The sequence below is a fragment of the Qipengyuania benthica genome, assembly GCF_030717865.1.
Classification (GTDB): domain Bacteria; phylum Pseudomonadota; class Alphaproteobacteria; order Sphingomonadales; family Sphingomonadaceae; genus Qipengyuania; species Qipengyuania benthica.
The window spans coordinates 382,320-398,473 of sequence record NZ_JAVAIL010000001.1; the positions used below are offsets into that span (position 1 = coordinate 382,320).

Annotated in this window: 15 protein-coding genes and 1 tRNA gene; 12 read left to right on the forward strand and 4 right to left on the reverse strand. The window is 65.4% G+C overall.

What is annotated here, in order from left to right:
* Window positions 1-43: 43 nt before the first annotated feature.
* The 4 genes from Q9K01_RS01915 (at window position 44) to Q9K01_RS01930 (ending at window position 2,869) form a co-directional block, all read left to right on the forward strand.
* The gene (locus tag Q9K01_RS01915; protein ID WP_305928521.1) at window positions 44-919 is read left to right on the forward strand and encodes a nitrilase-related carbon-nitrogen hydrolase; all 876 of its coding nucleotides are present in this window, start codon (window positions 44-46) and stop codon (window positions 917-919) included.
* A gap of 56 nt (window positions 920-975) precedes the next feature.
* A complete protein-coding gene (gene folK / locus Q9K01_RS01920; RefSeq protein WP_305928522.1) occupies window positions 976-1,431 on the forward strand; it encodes a 2-amino-4-hydroxy-6-hydroxymethyldihydropteridine diphosphokinase in 456 nt (151 codons plus the stop codon).
* 41 nt (window positions 1,432-1,472) lie between these two features.
* A tRNA-Lys gene (locus tag Q9K01_RS01925) sits at window positions 1,473-1,548 on the forward strand.
* Between the two features lie 421 nt (window positions 1,549-1,969).
* Complete coding sequence (locus Q9K01_RS01930; RefSeq protein ID WP_305928523.1) at window positions 1,970-2,869, forward strand: aminoglycoside phosphotransferase family protein; 900 nt, start codon at window positions 1,970-1,972, stop codon at window positions 2,867-2,869.
* A 287-nt stretch (window positions 2,870-3,156) separates the two neighbouring features.
* Here Q9K01_RS01930 and Q9K01_RS01935 read toward each other — a convergent pair whose 3' ends face one another.
* The 3 genes from Q9K01_RS01935 to Q9K01_RS01945 are packed head-to-tail and all read right to left on the reverse strand — an operon-like array spanning window position 3,157 to window position 7,100.
* Window positions 3,157-4,350, reverse strand: coding sequence for a zinc-dependent alcohol dehydrogenase (locus tag Q9K01_RS01935; protein WP_305928524.1), 1,194 nt, complete (start codon window positions 4,348-4,350; stop codon window positions 3,157-3,159).
* Entirely contained in the window at window positions 4,347-4,997 is a 651-nt protein-coding gene (locus Q9K01_RS01940; protein WP_305928525.1) for an SRPBCC family protein, read from the reverse strand. Before Q9K01_RS01940 ends, Q9K01_RS01935 begins: the two co-directional genes overlap by 4 nt.
* A 9-nt stretch (window positions 4,998-5,006) precedes the next feature.
* Entirely contained in the window at window positions 5,007-7,100 is a 2,094-nt protein-coding gene (locus Q9K01_RS01945) for a catalase (protein WP_305928526.1), read from the reverse strand.
* A 191-nt stretch (window positions 7,101-7,291) separates the two neighbouring features.
* Here Q9K01_RS01945 and Q9K01_RS01950 point away from each other — a divergent pair, with 191 nt between their 5' ends.
* The 6 genes from Q9K01_RS01950 (at window position 7,292) to Q9K01_RS01975 (ending at window position 12,639) form a co-directional block, all read left to right on the forward strand.
* Entirely contained in the window at window positions 7,292-8,545 is a 1,254-nt protein-coding gene (locus Q9K01_RS01950) for a DUF389 domain-containing protein (protein WP_305928527.1), read from the forward strand.
* 98 nt (window positions 8,546-8,643) lie between these two features.
* Window positions 8,644-10,089, forward strand: coding sequence for a cytochrome ubiquinol oxidase subunit I (locus Q9K01_RS01955; protein ID WP_305928528.1), 1,446 nt, complete (start codon window positions 8,644-8,646; stop codon window positions 10,087-10,089).
* Window positions 10,089-11,096, forward strand: coding sequence for a cytochrome d ubiquinol oxidase subunit II (gene cydB, locus Q9K01_RS01960; RefSeq protein ID WP_305929156.1), 1,008 nt, complete (start codon window positions 10,089-10,091; stop codon window positions 11,094-11,096). Before Q9K01_RS01955 ends, cydB begins: the two co-directional genes overlap by 1 nt.
* Entirely contained in the window at window positions 11,096-11,242 is a 147-nt protein-coding gene (locus tag Q9K01_RS01965) for a DUF2474 family protein (RefSeq protein ID WP_305928529.1), read from the forward strand. The genes cydB and Q9K01_RS01965 overlap by 1 nt, the downstream gene beginning before the upstream one ends.
* 39 nt (window positions 11,243-11,281) lie before the next feature.
* Complete coding sequence (locus tag Q9K01_RS01970) at window positions 11,282-11,920, forward strand: TIGR04282 family arsenosugar biosynthesis glycosyltransferase (protein ID WP_305928530.1); 639 nt, start codon at window positions 11,282-11,284, stop codon at window positions 11,918-11,920.
* Window positions 11,917-12,639 carry a glycosyltransferase gene (locus Q9K01_RS01975; protein WP_305928531.1) on the forward strand — a complete coding sequence of 241 codons (723 nt, stop codon included), beginning with the start codon at window positions 11,917-11,919 and terminating at the stop codon, window positions 12,637-12,639. Before Q9K01_RS01970 ends, Q9K01_RS01975 begins: the two co-directional genes overlap by 4 nt.
* A gap of 9 nt (window positions 12,640-12,648) precedes the next feature.
* On the opposite strand, the gene Q9K01_RS01980 is transcribed toward Q9K01_RS01975, so the two are convergent.
* Window positions 12,649-13,752: an SDR family oxidoreductase gene (locus tag Q9K01_RS01980; protein ID WP_305928532.1), complete on the reverse strand. Its 1,104-nt coding sequence runs from the start codon at window positions 13,750-13,752 to the stop codon at window positions 12,649-12,651.
* On the opposite strand from Q9K01_RS01980, the gene Q9K01_RS01985 reads away from it, so the two are divergent.
* Both Q9K01_RS01985 and Q9K01_RS01990 read left to right on the forward strand, forming a co-directional pair.
* Window positions 13,738-15,156, forward strand: a complete 1,419-nt coding sequence (locus Q9K01_RS01985) for a dihydrolipoyl dehydrogenase family protein (RefSeq protein WP_305928533.1) — start codon at window positions 13,738-13,740, stop codon at window positions 15,154-15,156. The two genes, Q9K01_RS01980 and Q9K01_RS01985, sit on opposite strands and share 15 nt — an antisense overlap.
* Window positions 15,153-16,136, forward strand: a complete 984-nt coding sequence (locus tag Q9K01_RS01990) for a radical SAM protein (RefSeq protein WP_305928534.1) — start codon at window positions 15,153-15,155, stop codon at window positions 16,134-16,136. The genes Q9K01_RS01985 and Q9K01_RS01990 overlap by 4 nt, the downstream gene beginning before the upstream one ends.
* Window positions 16,137-16,154 lie beyond the last annotated feature (18 nt).

The following is a 16,154-nucleotide window of genomic DNA, read 5'->3' on the forward strand; positions in this document are numbered from 1 at the left end:
CTAGCGGTGGACTTCGCGCTCCGCGAAACCTAATTCGGGCGTCATGCGCACGCTCACCATCGCCGTCCTCCAATTGCCGCTCGCGGACCCCGACGAGGCGCGCAACATCGCCGCCGTCTCCGCCCTGGTCGAGGAGGCGGCGGGCAAGGGCGCGCAGGTGATCCTCCCGCCCGAACTCTTTGCCGGCGAATATTTCTGCCGCGAGGAGGACGAGGCGCTGTTCGCCCGCGCTTGCGCCACCGCTACCAATCCCTCGGTGCTCGCCATGCAGGAACTCGCCGCGAAGCATCGCGTCGCGATCCCGACCAGCTTCTTCGAGCGGGACGGCCACCATTATTACAACACGCTGGCGATGATCGGTCCCGATGGCGGCCTCATGGGGACCTATCGCAAGAGCCACATCCCCGATGGGCCGGGCTATGAGGAAAAATACTATTTCCGCCCCGGCAACGACGGTTTCAAGGTCTGGGAGGTGCCCTGCACCGGCGGGACCGCGACGATCGGCGTCGGGATTTGCTGGGACCAGTGGTACCCCGAATGTGCGCGGGTGATGGCGCTCAAGGGCGCCGAGGTGCTGTTCTACCCTACGGCAATCGGTTCGGAACCCTATGATGCCGATCTCGACACCAGCCGGATGTGGCGCCGCGCGATGGTGGGCCATGCGGTCTCCAATTGCATGCCGGTGGCCTCGGCCAATCGTATCGGTCCCGAGGGACCCGAAGACCGGGTGCAGAGCTTCTACGGCCACAGCTTCATTTGCAACGAGTGGGGCGATTTGGTCGCGCACTACGGCGCCGAAGAAAGCGGTGTGCTGCTCGCCAAGCTCGATCTCGACCGCGCCGCGACTCACCGCGCCGGGATGGGCTTCTTCCGCGATCGCCGGCCGCAGCTCTACACCCGCATCTGCGAGGACATCTGATCGCGGGCGCGGCTGCCGGGCACCGCTACCTGCTGGCGCTCGGATCGAACATGCGCATGCCGGGCATCGGACCGCCGCGGGCGGTGCTGCAGGCGGCGATCGCCGCGTTGGCACGGCGCGACGGAATCGCGCTGCTGCGGTGCTCCCCGATCGTCGACAGCGCCCCTATCGGCCCGGCGCTGCGCCGCTATGCCAATTGTGCGGTGCTGGTGGAGACCGGGCGCGATCCGCGGGCCATGCTCGCGCTGGCGGCGCAGGTCGAAACTGCCTTCGCCCGCCGCCGCTACGGCCAGCGCTGGCGCGCGCGCACGCTCGACATCGACATCGTGCTGTGGAGCGGCGGACATTGGCAATCGCGCGAACTCACCATCCCCCATCCCCGGTTTCGCGAGCGCCGCTTCGTGCTCGGCCCGGCTCGCGCGGTGGCGCCCGACTGGATCGATCCGCAGACCGGCGCAACGCTGAGGCAACTCGATGCACGCTTGACCCGGCCCCGCCCGCTGCCTAGGTGACGCGCCCGTGCCGGACACACCGGCCGCCAAGGCATGCGTGCGGGCCCTTAGCTCAGTCGGTAGAGCAACTGACTTTTAATCAGTAGGTCGCTGGTTCGAACCCAGCAGGGCTCACCACGCTACAAGAACAGCCGCTGGCAAACCCTTACGTCTGCAGATATGCAGGCTTATTCCCGCACACGCGGATTCCTACCGCTTTTGGCGGGATCAACATGCAGGAATACGCTCTCGTCAAGCTAATCGACCATCGCCCGCCGGCAGACCTGATTTTGCGGCATCGCGAGTACTGGCTCCAGCGCAATCGTCCACAAGGTCTTGGTTCCAGCACCAAGTGGCTCGAGACCATCGAGAATTGCTACCGCACGAGTTGGGTAAAATCCAGACAGCCCTCTCGCAGTATCTAGCTCATAACCTTGACTTTCCGAGAGATGTCACCAATGCTACTGGTGGTATTATGCGGCCTTTTAAGGAAGATCGGGAGTTTCTGATTCCCGTTCCTTTGGAGGAGCACGAGAATTAAACGTCGAGGAATCAAGTATTGAAAACTCGTTTGTTTGCCGGCGAGCGCGTATTTGGCGAGGGCGACATTCGAGAGATACTCGAATTCAGTCGGCCCGAATTGGCTGGACTCTCGTTGACGCCGGTCGGTGCGGGAACCGACAACCGGGTCTACCGGCTTAGCGAAGGCCTGGCGTTGCGGATCCCGCGCACCATCGATGCGTCCCGAAGGCTTCAAAAGGAAGTTCGCTGGATGCCTCGAGTTACGCAGAATCTGCCCCTGCAATGTCCGACCGTCATTTGCGATTTTGCGCCCACAGTGTGCGGCTCGTTTCGATGGGTAGTCTACGATTGGATCGACGGCACCCCCGGCAATGAAGATGTAAAGCTCGACACCGCCGAGAATGCCATCCGGCTGGCGGAGTGGATCATCGCATTGCGTGCGGTCGATCCCTGCGCAGGCCCGGGCCCCGGGAAGCATAATTTCGGTCGCGGCGGAGACCTGCGGAAACGGGCGCTTCGCATAAGCCATTTGATTGGCAGGCATGCCCCGATGTTCGATGCAGAAAAGGCGCTGGCGATATGGACGCGAGCGCTTGAGAGTTCCGAACAGGAATTCGACCACCGATGGCTGCATGGAGATCTCCAGCCGTCGAATATCCTGACACGCAACGGCTCGATCACCGGCGTCGTCGATTTCGGGGGGCTCGGGGTCGGCGATACGGCCTGTGAATTATTGGCCTGCTGGACATCTTTCGGGCCGAAAGGCCGCGCCGCCATGCGCGAGGTCCTGCAACCCGACGATGCTGAATGGCATCGCGGGCGGGGCTGGGCTCTTGCGACAGCGATTGAAGCATTCGACTACTATCGCGCAATGGATCATCCGATTGTTTCCCAGTCCGAGAACACTCTTCGCGCAGTGCTCTGCGACTCGTCATAATCATCACTGGTTCCGCAGATGCGTCACCAGAAAAAAGTAGCGACACTCAATTGGAGCGACCTTCCCCGCCCCGTCTCCCTCGATCAATTGCTTGATCGGGGCGCTCCGCGCCACCCCTGGCCCTCAGCTCTCCCAACGTCCGGTGAACATGCAACAGGTCGCCTTCGGTCTCCGACCGTAAAAAAGTGCTACGACCTCAAATTACAACGCCGCGCCCCGGCTTTATCGCCAGGACGCGGCGCGACGCATTTCATCGGCACGATCTGCCGCTCGGGATATGATCGCGATCAACCCTGCGCCGGCAGGTCCATGCCCGGCTTGAGTACCACCTTGGTCCAGCTGTCCTGCTCGGTGCGGAAGCATTCGTAGCCGCGCGCTGCATCCTCGAGCGGCAGGCGATGGGAGATCATGAAGGTTGTGTCGAGCGTACCGTCCTCGATCTTCGCCAGCAGATCCTTGGTGTAGCGCTGGACATGGGTCTGGCCGGCGCGGACCTGCAACCCCTTCTCCATCAGCGCGCCCAGCGGAAATTTGTCGGTCATCCCGCCATAGACGCCAGGGATCGAGACTCGCCCGCCTGGGCGCACCGCGAGGATCGCCTGCTTGAGCGCGCTGGCGCGGTCGGCGCCCATGCCGACCTTTTGCTTCACGATGTCGACCATGTTGTCGATCGCGAAGCCGTGGCTCTCCATGCCGACCGCATCGATCACCGCATCGACGCCGATCCCGCCCGACATTTCCATCAGCGCCTCGCGGACATTGGTCTTGCGGAAATCGATCACTTCCGCGCCGAGCTGCTTGGCCAGCGCGAGGCGGTTGGGATAGTGATCGATGGCGATCACCTTGCTTGCACCCATCACGATCGCGGACTGGATCGCGAACAGCCCCACGGGGCCGCAACCCCACACCGCGACGGTGTCGTCAGGCTGGATCTCGGCATTCTCGGCCGCCATCCAGCCGGTGGGCAGGATGTCCGAGAGGAACAGCACCTTGTCGTCGTCGAGGTGGTCGGGAACGACGATCGGGCCGACATCGGAATAGGGCACGCGGACATATTCCGCCTGTCCGCCCGAAAACCCGCCGGTCATATGCGAATAGCCGAACAGGCCGGCCATCGGGTGGCCGTAGAGCTTGGCCGACATGTCCTGCTTTTCGACCGGGTTCGAATTCTCGCAGGCGGAATATTGCTGGATCTGGCAATGGAAGCAGCCGCCGCAGCTGATCGTGAACGGCACGACGACGCGCTGGCCCTTCTCCAGCGTGCTGTCCGCGCCCGCCTCGACCACGCGGCCCATGAATTCATGGCCCAGCACATCGCCGGGGACCACACCGGGAATGACCCCGTCGTAGAGATGCAGGTCGCTGCCGCAGATCGCGGTCGAGGTGACCTCGATGATTGCGTCGCGCGGGTTGATGATTTCGGGGTCGTCGACAGTATCGACGCGGACGTCGTGCGTCCCGTGCCATGTCAGGGCTCTCATGATTCCTTCTCCTGCTGCTTGGCAGCGCGGGTGTTGTCCTTGCGGTGGGCGGAGGTGCTGATCTCGCCGGTTTCCATCAACGCCTTGAAGCGCTTGAGATCGTGGCGCGCCTGTACCTGCGGCTCGCGCTGAAACAGCTTGGCGATGGCGCGGCCAAGCTCGCCGGCGGGCGGATCGTAGGCCATCATCAGCGAGACGCGGGTCCCGCGGTCACCGGGGGCGTCGGCGAACTCGACGTTGCCGCTGGTCTGAATGTCCGAGCCTTCGACCGAACGCCAGCCGATCCGCCGGTTCTCGACGTCCTCGGTAATTTCGGTCTTCACTTCGACGGTCTGCCCTGCGGGGGCCTTGATGACCCAGACACGGTGGTCGCCCTCGGAGCGGATGGTCTCGACATTCTCCATGAAGCGGGGAAGATTTCCGAAGTCGCGCCAGTGGGCATAGAGCTCGCTGCGCGGCTTTCGGATGGTGACCGTGCGGCCCAGCACCGCATTCTCGCGGCCGGGGCTCTTGCGGGTGTAGAAGGGCGCGTCGTCGTCGCCGCCCTGGCGCCGCTGCGACAGGAAGGCGCCAAAAGCGATGCTCCCGATCGCCAGGCCCAGCCCGGCAACGGTGCCGGCGAGGCCGAGTTGTCTGTCATTGGTCATGGTAACTCCTCAATCCTTCTTCACTGCTTCGCGGTCCCAGAAGCGCAGCTTGGCGCAGCGGGCGATGAAATCCTTGGCGGCGGCTGGTTTCGACAGTTCGATGAAGCCGTCGTCCATTCGCTTGGCGACCCCGGCCCCCTCGAGCAGCGCCATCGCCTCGGGGACGTAGGCGATGAATTTGGAATGCGCGAAGGCGTCGCTGACGAAGTCGATGCTGGGCTTGTCCTCGCCGAAATTCCTGGCCGCGGCCTCGTCCATCACCAGCGCCACGGCGTCGTAGACCACCGAAGGTCCGCCATCGATCTTCTGATCGGCCGCCATCATCTTGCCATCGGAGAGCTTGGCCCCCGCGACATGCGGCGCGACGATCTCGACCATGGCGCCGGCACTTTTCGCAGCCTCCTGCAACGCCCGGACCATGTCCGCGTCGCCCCCCTCGGCGATGTAGATGCCCAGCTTGCGGCCCTTGAAGCTGTCGGGCCCGTTCTTGAGGATCGACAGCGCCGGGCTTTCGGGGAGATCGGTGATCGGCTGGCGCGCCGGGGTGGCTGCGGGCGGCATCTCGGTCATGCCGATCCCGTCGGCGACCACCTTGGCCAGCCCGTCGTCGATATTCCGCAAATGGCCCACCATCCGCTTGCGAATATCCATCCGCTCGACTTTCGAGAGTTCGAACACGAGCGCATTCCCCATATGCGTCTGCTCGACCGGGGTCTGCGAAATGTAGAACTGGCGCGCTTGGCTGTAGTGATCGGCGAAGGTCTCGCTGCGCACCCGCACCTTGGGTCCGGCGACGGGGGCTTCATAGCTGGTGAAGCCGCGTTCGGCGCTGGCCCGCGGACCGCGCGGCTCGCGATTGTCGTCCATATCGCCCGACCAGCTGTTGGGCTCGTAATTGGCCCGCCCTTTCGGATTCGTCATCGCCATGTGACCGTCCTGGTGGAAGTTGTGGACCGGGCATTTGGGCGCGTTGATCGGGATATGCGTGAAATTCGGGCTGCCGAGACGCTTCAGCTGGGTATCGAGATAGGAGAAATTGCGCCCCTGCAGCAGCGGGTCTTCGCTGAAATCGATCCCGGGCACGATGTTCTGGGTGCAGAAAGCGACCTGCTCGGTCTCGGCGAAGAAATTGTCGACATTGGCGTCGAGCGTGAGCGTGCCGATGATCTCGACGGGGACCTGTTCCTCGGGGATGATCTTGGTCGCGTCGAGCACGTCGAATTCGAAGGATTCCGCGAACGCCTCGTCGAACACCTGAATGCCCAGATCCCATTGCGGGAAATCGCCCGCCTCGACCGAATCCCACATGTCGCGGCGATGAAAATCGGGATCCATCCCGTTGATCTTGAGCGCCTCGTTCCAGATCACCGACTGCAGGCCCTGCTTGGGCTTCCAGTGGAATTTCACGAATTTCGCTTCGCCTTTCGCATTCACCAGCCGGAAGGTGTGGACCCCGAAGCCTTCCATGAAGCGGAAGCTGCGCGGGATGGCGCGGTCGGACATGATCCACATGATCATGTGCATCGATTCCGGGCTCAGGCTGACGAAATCCCAGAAATTGTCATGCGCGGTCTGTGCCTGCGGAAAACCGCGGTCGGGGGCGGGCTTGGCCGAGTGGATGAGATCGGGAAACTTGATCGCATCCTGGATGAAGAACACCGGAATGTTGTTTCCGACCAGATCCCAATTGCCCTGCTTGGTGTAGAATTTGGTGGCGAAACCGCGCACGTCGCGCGCCAGATCGGGCGAGCCCTTGTTGCCGGCGACGGTTGAGAAACGGGTGAAGGTCGGGGTCTTTTCGCCGACCTCGTTGAAGATCGCGGCGCTCGAGTATTCGGGGATCGCTTTCTTCAGCTCGAAATGCCCGTGAATGCCGTAACCGCGGGCATGGACGACGCGTTCGGGGATCCGCTCGTGGTCGAAGTGGAAGATCTTCTCGCGGGCGATGTGATCTTCGAGCAATTGCGGCCCGCGCGGCCCGGCGCTGAGCCAATTCTGATTGTCGGCGATCGGCGCCCCCTGCGCAGTGGTCAGCACATCGTCATCGCCTCTGGGCTTTTGTTGGGGTGCTCCGCCCTTGGACAGTTCGAGATCATCCGGCACACGCATTCTCCGATTGTATGAAATGTGTATCGCTAACGAAGGGCTGGCCGTTCGGTTGCGTCGCCGAAGAATAATCGCTCAACTAAACTAATGTTAAGGAGCGAATTGTTCGGTCCGTACGGTTGCCGCGCATTGTCCGCTCTGACATTGGAATTGCTTATTCGCCCGTCACCGGATGATCGGAGTAGCTCGTGCGGCAATTGACCATCGTAATACCTCCCGCCGGTGCCGATCGCGTGCGCGCGGCCGCGGAAGACAATGCGATCGAGGTGATGGCCGAGGTGGCGGCGGTGCGCGACGGTGCGCAGCGCACGCTGATGCTGTGCGATGCTCCCAATGCGAAGATCGAGGGCTTTCTAGCCGCCCTCGAGGATGTCGAGGAGCTTCGCGTCACCTTCGCGACGCAAGGGGTTCTGGCGCTGCGGCCGCCCGCGAACGAGCCCGAGGATCAGGTCACCGACATCCAGCCGCGCAGCCCGCTAGAGATCTTTCTCTCGGGGCTGCAGAGCATCGGGTCCTGGACCGGCTTCCTTAGCTATGCCGCGCTCGGCGGGGTGGTGGTGTGGATCGCGCTGTTCACCGAGAGTATCTTTCTGTTGGTCGCGGCGATGCTGATCGCACCCTTTGCCGGGCCGGCGATGACCACCGCGCTCGCCACCGCGCGCGGCGATCTCTACCTGCTCAGGCGGTCGCTGCTGCGCTACGTCGCGGCGCTGGCGACCGCGATCGCGGTGGCGGCGATCCTGAGCCTGCTTTTCGACCAGGATATCGCCACGCCGCTGATGACCTCGGTAAGCATGCGTTCGGTCATTTCGGTGCTGCTCCCGCTGGCTGCGGGCGCGGCGGGGGCGCTCAACCTTTGCCAATCCGAACGCAGCAGCCTGGTGAGCGGCGCGGCGACGGGGATGCTGGTCGCCGCAGCGCTGGCGCCGCCGGCCGGGCTGGTCGGGATGGGGCTGGTGATCGGACAGATGGATATCGTCTATTCGAGCCTGTGGGCGCTGGCGATCCAGATCGTCGGCATCAACCTGTCGGGCTTCGTCGTCTTCCGGCTCTATGGCGTCACCACCAGGGGTGCGCGTTATCCGCGCGGGAAGTCGGCGATCACCTTCGTCGCGCTCGCCTTCAGCATGGCGGCGGTGGTCGCGCTGCTCCTGGTCCAGTTCGCCAGCACGCCCCAGTTCCAGCAATCCTCGCTGTCGCAGCGGATCACGGCTTCGGCTCAGCAACAGATCGATGAGCGCGACGATGTGGAGCTGATCTCGGCGCAAGCCTCGTTCAGCCGCGCCCGTCCGCATGGCGAGAACCCGGTGCTGCTGACCATTTATGTCGAAGGCACTCTAAGCCCGGCACAGGAGATCCGGCTCGCTGCCGAGTTGCAGGCGAATATCGAAGACGAATACGAGGTTCCGGCTCTCGTCGATCTCACCGCACTGTCGCACTAGGCGCGAGTAGTCTTGGCAACATCGTGCTTGCATGTTTTGCAACGCGGGCTGCGCCGTTTCCGTTACGAACGGAAATAGCTTAGGGGTATCTACCCATCATGTTCGATTCCGTCGACGCCCTGCTTCTGGCCCGCATCCAGTTCGCCTTCACGGTGAGCTTCCATTTCATCTTTCCGGCGTTCTCGATCGGGCTCGCGAGCTTTCTCGCGGTACTCGAAGGGCTGTGGCTGAAGACGGGCAAGCAGCTCTATCTCGACCTGTTCAAATACTGGCTCAAGATCTTCGCGATCGCCTTCGCGATGGGCGTCGTCTCGGGCATCGTGATGAGCTATCAGTTCGGGACCAACTGGTCGGTCTTCTCGGACCTCGCCGGGCCGGTCATCGGCCCGCTGATGGCCTATGAGGTGCTGACCGCCTTCTTCCTCGAGGCCGGTTTCCTCGGCGTCATGCTGTTCGGCATGGAGCGGGTGGGCAAGAAGCTGCATTTCGCCGCCACGCTGATGGTCGCCGTGGGCACCTTCATCTCCGCCTTCTGGATCCTCTCGGTCAACAGCTGGATGCACACGCCGGTGGGCTTCGAGATGGGCGCCAACGGCCAGTTCCTGCCCGGCGACAGCTGGTTCGCAATCGTCTTCAATCCCAGCTTCCCCTATCGTCTCGTCCACACCGTGACCGCCGCCTACCTCACCACCGCTTTCGTGGTCGGCGGGGTCGGTGCCTGGCACCTGCTGCGCGATCGCAGCAATCTGCACGCGCGCAAGATGTTCTCTATGGCGATGTGGATGGCGGCGCTGGTCGCGCCGGTGCAGATCTTCGTCGGCGACATGCATGGCCTCAACACGCTGGAACACCAGCCGCAGAAGGTCATGGCGATGGAGGGACATTTCGACAGCCATCCCGACGGCGCGCCGCTGATCCTGTTCGGAATTCCCGACAGCGAGGAGAAAACGGTTCACTATGCGATCGAGATCCCCAAGCTGTCCTCGCTGATCCTCAAGCACGATCTCGATGCGCCGCTCGCCGGGCTCGACACCATTCCGGACGATGAGGAACCGCCGGTCGGGATCGTGTTCTGGTCGTTCCGGATCATGGTCGCGATCGGCTTCGCGATGCTGGGGCTTGGGCTGTGGAGCCTGCTGGCGCGCTGGCGGGGCGGACTCTATCGGTGGTCGTGGCTGCACCGCGCGGCGCTGGTCATGGCGCCCTCGGGCTTCGTGGCGGTGATCGCCGGCTGGGTGACGACGGAGGTCGGTCGCCAGCCTTATGTGATCTACAATCTGATGTGCACCGCCGATGCCGCGAGCCCGCTCGATGCGCCCGCGGTCGGTGCCTCGCTGGTGGCCTTCGTTCTGGTCTATTTCACCGTCTTCGGGTTTGGCACCTGGTACATCCTGCGCCTGATGAGCCATCATCCGCACACCGGCGAATATGGCGTGAAACGCGGCGATACCGGCCCGATCCGGACCGCCGGTATCACGCCCGGACTCACGCAGAACCCCGGCGATCCCGATACGATGCCGCGCAATCGCGAGGAGGCTGAGTGATGGGCGTGAATGTCGATCTCACCACCGTGTGGGCCTTCATCATCGCCTTCGCGGTGTTCGCCTATGTGGTGATGGACGGGTTCGATCTGGGCATCGGTATCCTGTTCCCGACCTTCGAGGTCGGGCCCGAACGCGACCGGGCGATGAACTCGATCGCGCCGGTATGGGATGGCAACGAGACCTGGCTCGTGCTGGGCGGCGGCGGCTTGTTCGCTGCCTTTCCGCTGGCCTACGCAGTGATCCTGCCCGCCACCTATCCGCTGATCATCGCCATGTTGCTGGGGCTGGTGTTCCGCGGGGTGGCGTTCGAGGCCCGCTGGCGCGATCCGGGCCACCGACGCTACTGGGACGCCGCCTTTACCGGCGGCAGCCTGGTGGCGGCGATGGCGCAGGGGATGACGCTGGGTGCGCTGCTGCAGGGGATCGAAGTGGTCGATCGCGGCTATGCCGGCAGCTGGCTCGACTGGCTGACTCCCTACACGCTGCTGACCGGCGTCGGCACGGTCGCGGGCTATGCGCTGCTGGGCGCGGCCTGGCTGGTGTGGAAGCTTGACGGGCCAAGTCAGGAGCACAGCCGCACGCTCGCCAAGCGCGCCGCCTGGGCCACCTTCGTGCTGATGGGCGCGGTCTCGCTCTACAATCTGCTGCTCAACGCCGAATATGCCGCACATTGGTTGAGCGCGCCGGAGATCTATTACGTAGCGCCGATCCCGATCATCACCGCGATCATCGCGGTGGCGCTGCTGCGCGCGCTGAGCGTCGAGCGCCACAGCAAGCCGTTCTGGCTGGCGCTGGCGCTGTTCTTTCTCGGGATGGCGGGACTGGGGGTGACGATGTGGCCCTATGTCGTGCCGCCGGGGATCACGATCTGGGATGCCGCCGCGCCCGAGCGCAGCCAGATCTTCATGCTGATCGGGGTGGCGATCACGATGCCGCTGATCATCGCCTATACCGCCTGGGCCTATTGGGTGTTTCGGGGCAAGGTCGGTCACGAAGGCTATCATTGATGGCGGGCTCCGAAGAGCGCCGCCGAGAACGGCCCGAGGAGCGTCCCTTGTGGCACAGGCTGGGCTGGATGGCGGCGATCTGGCTGGCGAGCGTGAGCGTGCTGGGGGTCGTCGCCTGGATCATCCGCTATTGGCTGAACGGCTGAAACCTTGCTGCGGCGGGGGGTTTGCAACCGCAAAGCCATGTGCAATCGCCCTCCAATGATGCCCGCAATATCCTGCAACCCAGCCCGCGCCACGCGGTCATGAGCGTAGCCCGGCTCACGATCTTTGCACGCTGGCCCGAGGCTGGCCTGGCGAAGACGCGGCTGATCCCCGCGCTGGGAGCGGAGGGTGCGGCGGCGCTCTATCGCCGGCTGCTCGAGCACACGCTTGCCGAAGCGCGCGCCAGCGGCTTGCCGATCGAACTACGCGTGACCGGGGCCGAGCCGGCGCGCTTTCAAGACTGGCTGGGCGGCGATCTGGCGGTGGTGGATCAGGGCGAGGGCGATCTCGGCGCGCGGATGGCGCGGGTCGCGGCGCCGGCGATCCTGATCGGCAGCGACTGCCCCGATTGCGACGCCGCGATGTTGCGCCGGGCCACCATCGCCCTGGCGCGCGCACCGGCGGTGGTCGGCCCCGCGAGCGACGGCGGCTATTACCTGCTCGGTATGGCGCGTCCGATGCCGTTCCTGTTCCACGACATGGCCTGGAGCACCGACGCGGTCATGCCCGAGGCGCTGCGCCGCTTCGCGCTGCAGGGTATCGCCCCCGCCATGTTGCCCGAGCTCGGCGATATCGACACGCCCGCGGACCTCGCGCGCCATCCCCAATTCGCACGATGAGCGTTACCGTGCTGATCGTCGCGCTCGACGAGGAACGGGCGCTGCCTGCGCTGGTCGAGCGGTCGGCCATGCTCGACCCCAGGCCGGCGGAGATCCTGCTGGTCGACGGCGGGAGCATGGATGGCACGGTCGAGATCGCGCGCAGCGCGGGCTGGCGGGTGCTCGCGGCGGAGCGCGGGCGCGCGCTGCAGATCAATCTGGGGGTCAAGGCGGCGCGCAGCGAACTGGTCTGCGTGCTCCACGCCGACACGCTGCCGCCCACCGACATGGTCGCGGTGATCGAGCGCACGCTCGACGATCCACGGACCGCGCTGGCCAGCTTCACCCCGGTGATCCGCGGGCCGCAGCGGACCCGCTGGGTCACCACCGCGCACAATTGGGCCAAGACCTGGTACGCGCCGCTGCTCACCCGCCCGCATCTGTTCCTGCAGGGCGTGCGGCTGCTGTTCGGCGACCACGCGATGTTCTTCCGCCGCGCCGAATTCCTCGCGCTGGGCGGCTGCAACCCGGGCGACGCGGTGATGGAAGAGGCCGATCTGTGCGTCAAATTCGCGACGCTGGGGCGAATCCGCATGGTCCCGCGCATGGTCGAGACCTCCGACCGCCGCATCGCCGCCTGGGGCCCGCTCAAGGCGAACTGGATCTATTTCAAGGTCGGCATGCTGTGGGCCTTCGGCTTGCGCAGCCGGATGGCGAAGCATTATCCCGATGTGCGGTGAGCGCGCCCGTCATCCCGCAGGCAGAAATCCCACCGCGATGCAGTGGTCGATCAGGCGGCGGATGTAGGCTTCGCCGGTCGGCGGGCAGGTGCGGCCGGTGAGCGTGCGGAAGGCGGTGTCGTCGAAGCGCGGGTCGCGCTGGAAATAGCTGGCGTAGAGCCCGGCGATGCGGCGGAACAGGCGGCGTTCCAGCGGGGCGAGCGCGGCGGGGTCGAAGGTTTCGGGGGCGACCAGCGCTGGTGCGGAGAAATGCGGGTAGGCGCCGATCGCGGTGGCGAAGCGCGTGACGGCAAGCGGCTGGCCCGAGACCAGGTGATAGGTTCCGCCCGCAGCCCGCTCCATCCGCTCCGCGATTGCGGCCACGCCGCGCGCGACATGATCGATTGGGACGAAATCCAGCGTCGCGCCGGGGGTGGCTGGCATCGCGCGAACCTTCCCTTCGGCGATCAGCTTGAAGGCGGCATAGGTGGTGTCGAACTGGCGGATCGCGCCGCTGGCGCTGTCGCCCAGCACGATCGAGGGACGCGCCACCGCCCACTTGCTGCCACTGGCCCGGACCAGCCGTTCGCCCGCCGCCTTGCTCGCCTCATAGCCATTGGCGAACCCGCCTTCGGGCAGCGGATCGTCCTCGCGCACCGTGCCGTCGCGCGTACCGCAGACATAGGCGGTGCCGATGTGGAGATAGGCCATGCCGCCGGCCCGGGCGAGCGCCAGCGCGTGGCGGGTGCCCTCGACATTGACGGCGCGATAGTCCGCTTCATCGAGATCGAACCGCACCGTCGCGGCGCAATGGATCAGCAGATCGTGTTCCGCCGCCACTCCTTCGAATTGTGCCGCATTCCAGCCGAAGCGTTCCAGCGAGACGTCCCCCGCCACGATGGCCGCCACCGGAACCGGCGCGCCGTCATTGGCGCGGATGTCGCGGTTGGTGTGTACCAGCGCGGTCACCCTGTGTCCGCCCGCCACCAGCAGCGCGCAGATTTCGCCGCCGAGCAGGCCGGCGGCTCCGGTCACGAGGATGTTCGACAAAGGGGCTTCCTGCAGGCCGAAAGGGGGCTTCGGGCTCGCATTGTCGGCATAATCGGCTAGGGGCAAGCCATGAACTTCACCCATGACGTTATCGTGATCGGCGGCGGTGCCGCGGGGCTCACCGCGGCGGGCGGCTGCGCGCTGTTCGGGCTGGAGGTGGCGCTGATCGAGGCGCGCGAGATGGGCGGGGAATGCCTCAACGACGGCTGTGTGCCGTCCAAGGCGCTGATTGCCGCCGCCAGGCGCGCGCAGGAGGCGCGCACACCGCTGCGTCATGGCGTCATGCTGGCCAGGCCGCGGGTGGACTGGCGCGGGGTCCATGCACACATTCACGCCGCCATCGCCGCGATCGCTCCGCATGATTCGCAGGAGCGGTTCGAGGAGATGGGCTGCGCGGTTTTCCGCGACTGGGCGAGGGTGACCGGCAAGCACACCGTGAAGGTCGGCAAGCGCACGCTGTCAGCACCGCGGATCGTGATCGCCACCGGTTCGAGCCCCGCCATCCCGCCGATCGCCGGACTGGCGCAGGTTTCCTATCTCACCAATGAGACGCTGTTCGACCTGACCGAGCGCCCCGAACATCTGGTGGTGGTCGGCGGCGGAGCGATCGGAATGGAGATGGCGCAGGCCTTCTGCCGGCTGGGCAGCGCGGTCACACTGGTCGAGCCGGGCGAATTGCTGGCGCGCGACGATGCGGACAATGTCGCGATCGTGCGCCGGACGATGGAGGAGGAGGGGGTGCGCTTCGTTTCGGGCAAGGCCGCCAGAGTCGAGGCGCGCGGCGATGGCATTCGCCTGCATGTCGAGAAGGGGGAGGCGATCGAGGGCTCGCATCTGCTGATCGCCACCGGGCGCAAACCCAATGCGAGCGGCTTCGGGCTCGAGGAGATCGGGGTGGAGATCGGCGAGGGCGGGATCGTGGTCGACCAGCGGCGGCGGACCTCGTTGAAGCATATCTACGCCATCGGCGATTGCCGCGACGGGCCGCGGCTGACGCATGTCTCGGGCTATGAAGGCTCGAACGTCGCGCTCGAGATCACGCTGGGGCTGCCGACCAAGGTGGACTGGTCGGCGCTGCCCTGGTGCACCTACACCGCTCCCGAAGTGGCGCAGGTCGGGATGACCGAGAAAGCGGCGCGCGAACGCCACGGCGACGGCGTAACCGTGGTGGTCGAGCGGTTCGACGACAATGAACGCGCGATCGCCGATGGCGACACCGCGGGCCAGCTCAAGCTGGTGCTCAAGGGCAAGAAGGTTCTGGGCGCGAGCATCGTTGGAAAGAACGCGGGCGAGATGCTGCTGCCGTTCAGCCAGTCGATCACCGGCAAGAGCAGCAGTTTTGCGCTCGGCTCGGCGGTGATCGCCTATCCCACCCGCAGCGAGATTTCCAAGGCGGCGAGCTTTACCGCGTGGGAGCCGACGGTGTTCGGCTCCGTGCCGAAGAAATGGGCGCAGACATTGGCGAAGCTGCGGCGACGGCTGGCGTGAGCCGGGCCGCGACCCGCAACGCGCCCGCCGGGCCGTCGCCGTTCCGGGTCGAGGCCCCCGCGCTGCCGCGTGGCAAATTCGCCGATCCCCAACGGACCGCCACCGGCGAGCGGCGCGCGAGCGTGCCGCTGTCCGCGCTCGAGACGCTGTGGCTCAACACCGGAACGCTGTGCAATCTCGCCTGCGCCACCTGCTATATCGAGAGCAGTCCCACCAACGACGCGCTGGTCTATCTGAGCCACGCGGCTGCGTTGCCCTTTCTCGACGAGGCGCAGGCGCTGGGCACGCGCGAGATCGGCTTCACCGGGGGCGAGCCCTTCATGAACCCCGAATTCCTGCCGCTGCTCGAGGAGACGCTGAAGCGGGGCTTCGATGCGCTGGTGCTATCCAACGCGATGAAGCCGATGCGGCGGCACGAGACGGCGTTGCTGGCGCTGCGCGCGCGATACGGCACGAAGCTGACGCTGCGGATCAGCCTCGATCATCACACGCAGGCGGGGCACGAGGGCGAGCGTGGGCCGCGCAGCTGGGGTCCGGCGATGCAGGGTCTGCGCTGGCTATCGGGCCACGGCTTCTCGCTCGCGGTCGCCGGGCGGCTGCTGCCAGGCGAGAACGAGGCCGAGGCGCGTGCGCATTATGCCGCATTGTTCGCGCGCGAAGGCATCGCGGTTGGTGCTGGCGACCCGGCGCGGCTGGTGCTGTTTCCCGAGATGGACGAAAGCGCGGACATTGCCGAGATCACCACCGGGTGCTGGTCGATCCTCGGCAAATCTCCCGCCGACGTCATGTGCGCGACCAGCCGGATGGTGGTCCATCGCAAGGGCGAGCCGGCCCCGCGCGTCGCCGCCTGCACGCTGATCCCCCACCACTCCGATTTCGATATGGGCGACAGCCTCGCCGAGGCGTCGGGCGAGGTCGCGCTCAATCATCCGCATTGTGCGCGTTTCTGCGTACTTGGCGGGGCGAGTTGTTCGGCCTGACCGACGCGGTTTGCGGAT

What these genes read in the sequence shown, in the direction of transcription:
- Q9K01_RS01915 (WP_305928521.1), top strand. Translation starts at nt 44, where the DNA reads ATGCGCACGCTCACCATCGCCGTCCTCCAATTGCCGCTCGCGGACCCC.
- Q9K01_RS01940 (WP_305928525.1), bottom strand. Translation starts at nt 4,997, where the DNA reads ATGACCAATGACAGACAACTCGGCCTCGCCGGCACCGTTGCCGGGCTG.
- Q9K01_RS01980 (WP_305928532.1), bottom strand. Translation starts at nt 13,752, where the DNA reads ATGGGTGAAGTTCATGGCTTGCCCCTAGCCGATTATGCCGACAATGCG.
- cydB (WP_305929156.1), top strand. Translation starts at nt 10,089, where the DNA reads ATGGGCGTGAATGTCGATCTCACCACCGTGTGGGCCTTCATCATCGCC.
- Q9K01_RS01965 (WP_305928529.1), top strand. Translation starts at nt 11,096, where the DNA reads ATGGCGGGCTCCGAAGAGCGCCGCCGAGAACGGCCCGAGGAGCGTCCC.
- Q9K01_RS01975 (WP_305928531.1), top strand. Translation starts at nt 11,917, where the DNA reads ATGAGCGTTACCGTGCTGATCGTCGCGCTCGACGAGGAACGGGCGCTG.
- Q9K01_RS01985 (WP_305928533.1), top strand. Translation starts at nt 13,738, where the DNA reads ATGAACTTCACCCATGACGTTATCGTGATCGGCGGCGGTGCCGCGGGG.
- Q9K01_RS01935 (WP_305928524.1), bottom strand. Translation starts at nt 4,350, where the DNA reads ATGAGAGCCCTGACATGGCACGGGACGCACGACGTCCGCGTCGATACT.
- Q9K01_RS01955 (WP_305928528.1), top strand. Translation starts at nt 8,644, where the DNA reads ATGTTCGATTCCGTCGACGCCCTGCTTCTGGCCCGCATCCAGTTCGCC.
- folK (WP_305928522.1), top strand. Translation starts at nt 976, where the DNA reads ATGCCGGGCATCGGACCGCCGCGGGCGGTGCTGCAGGCGGCGATCGCC.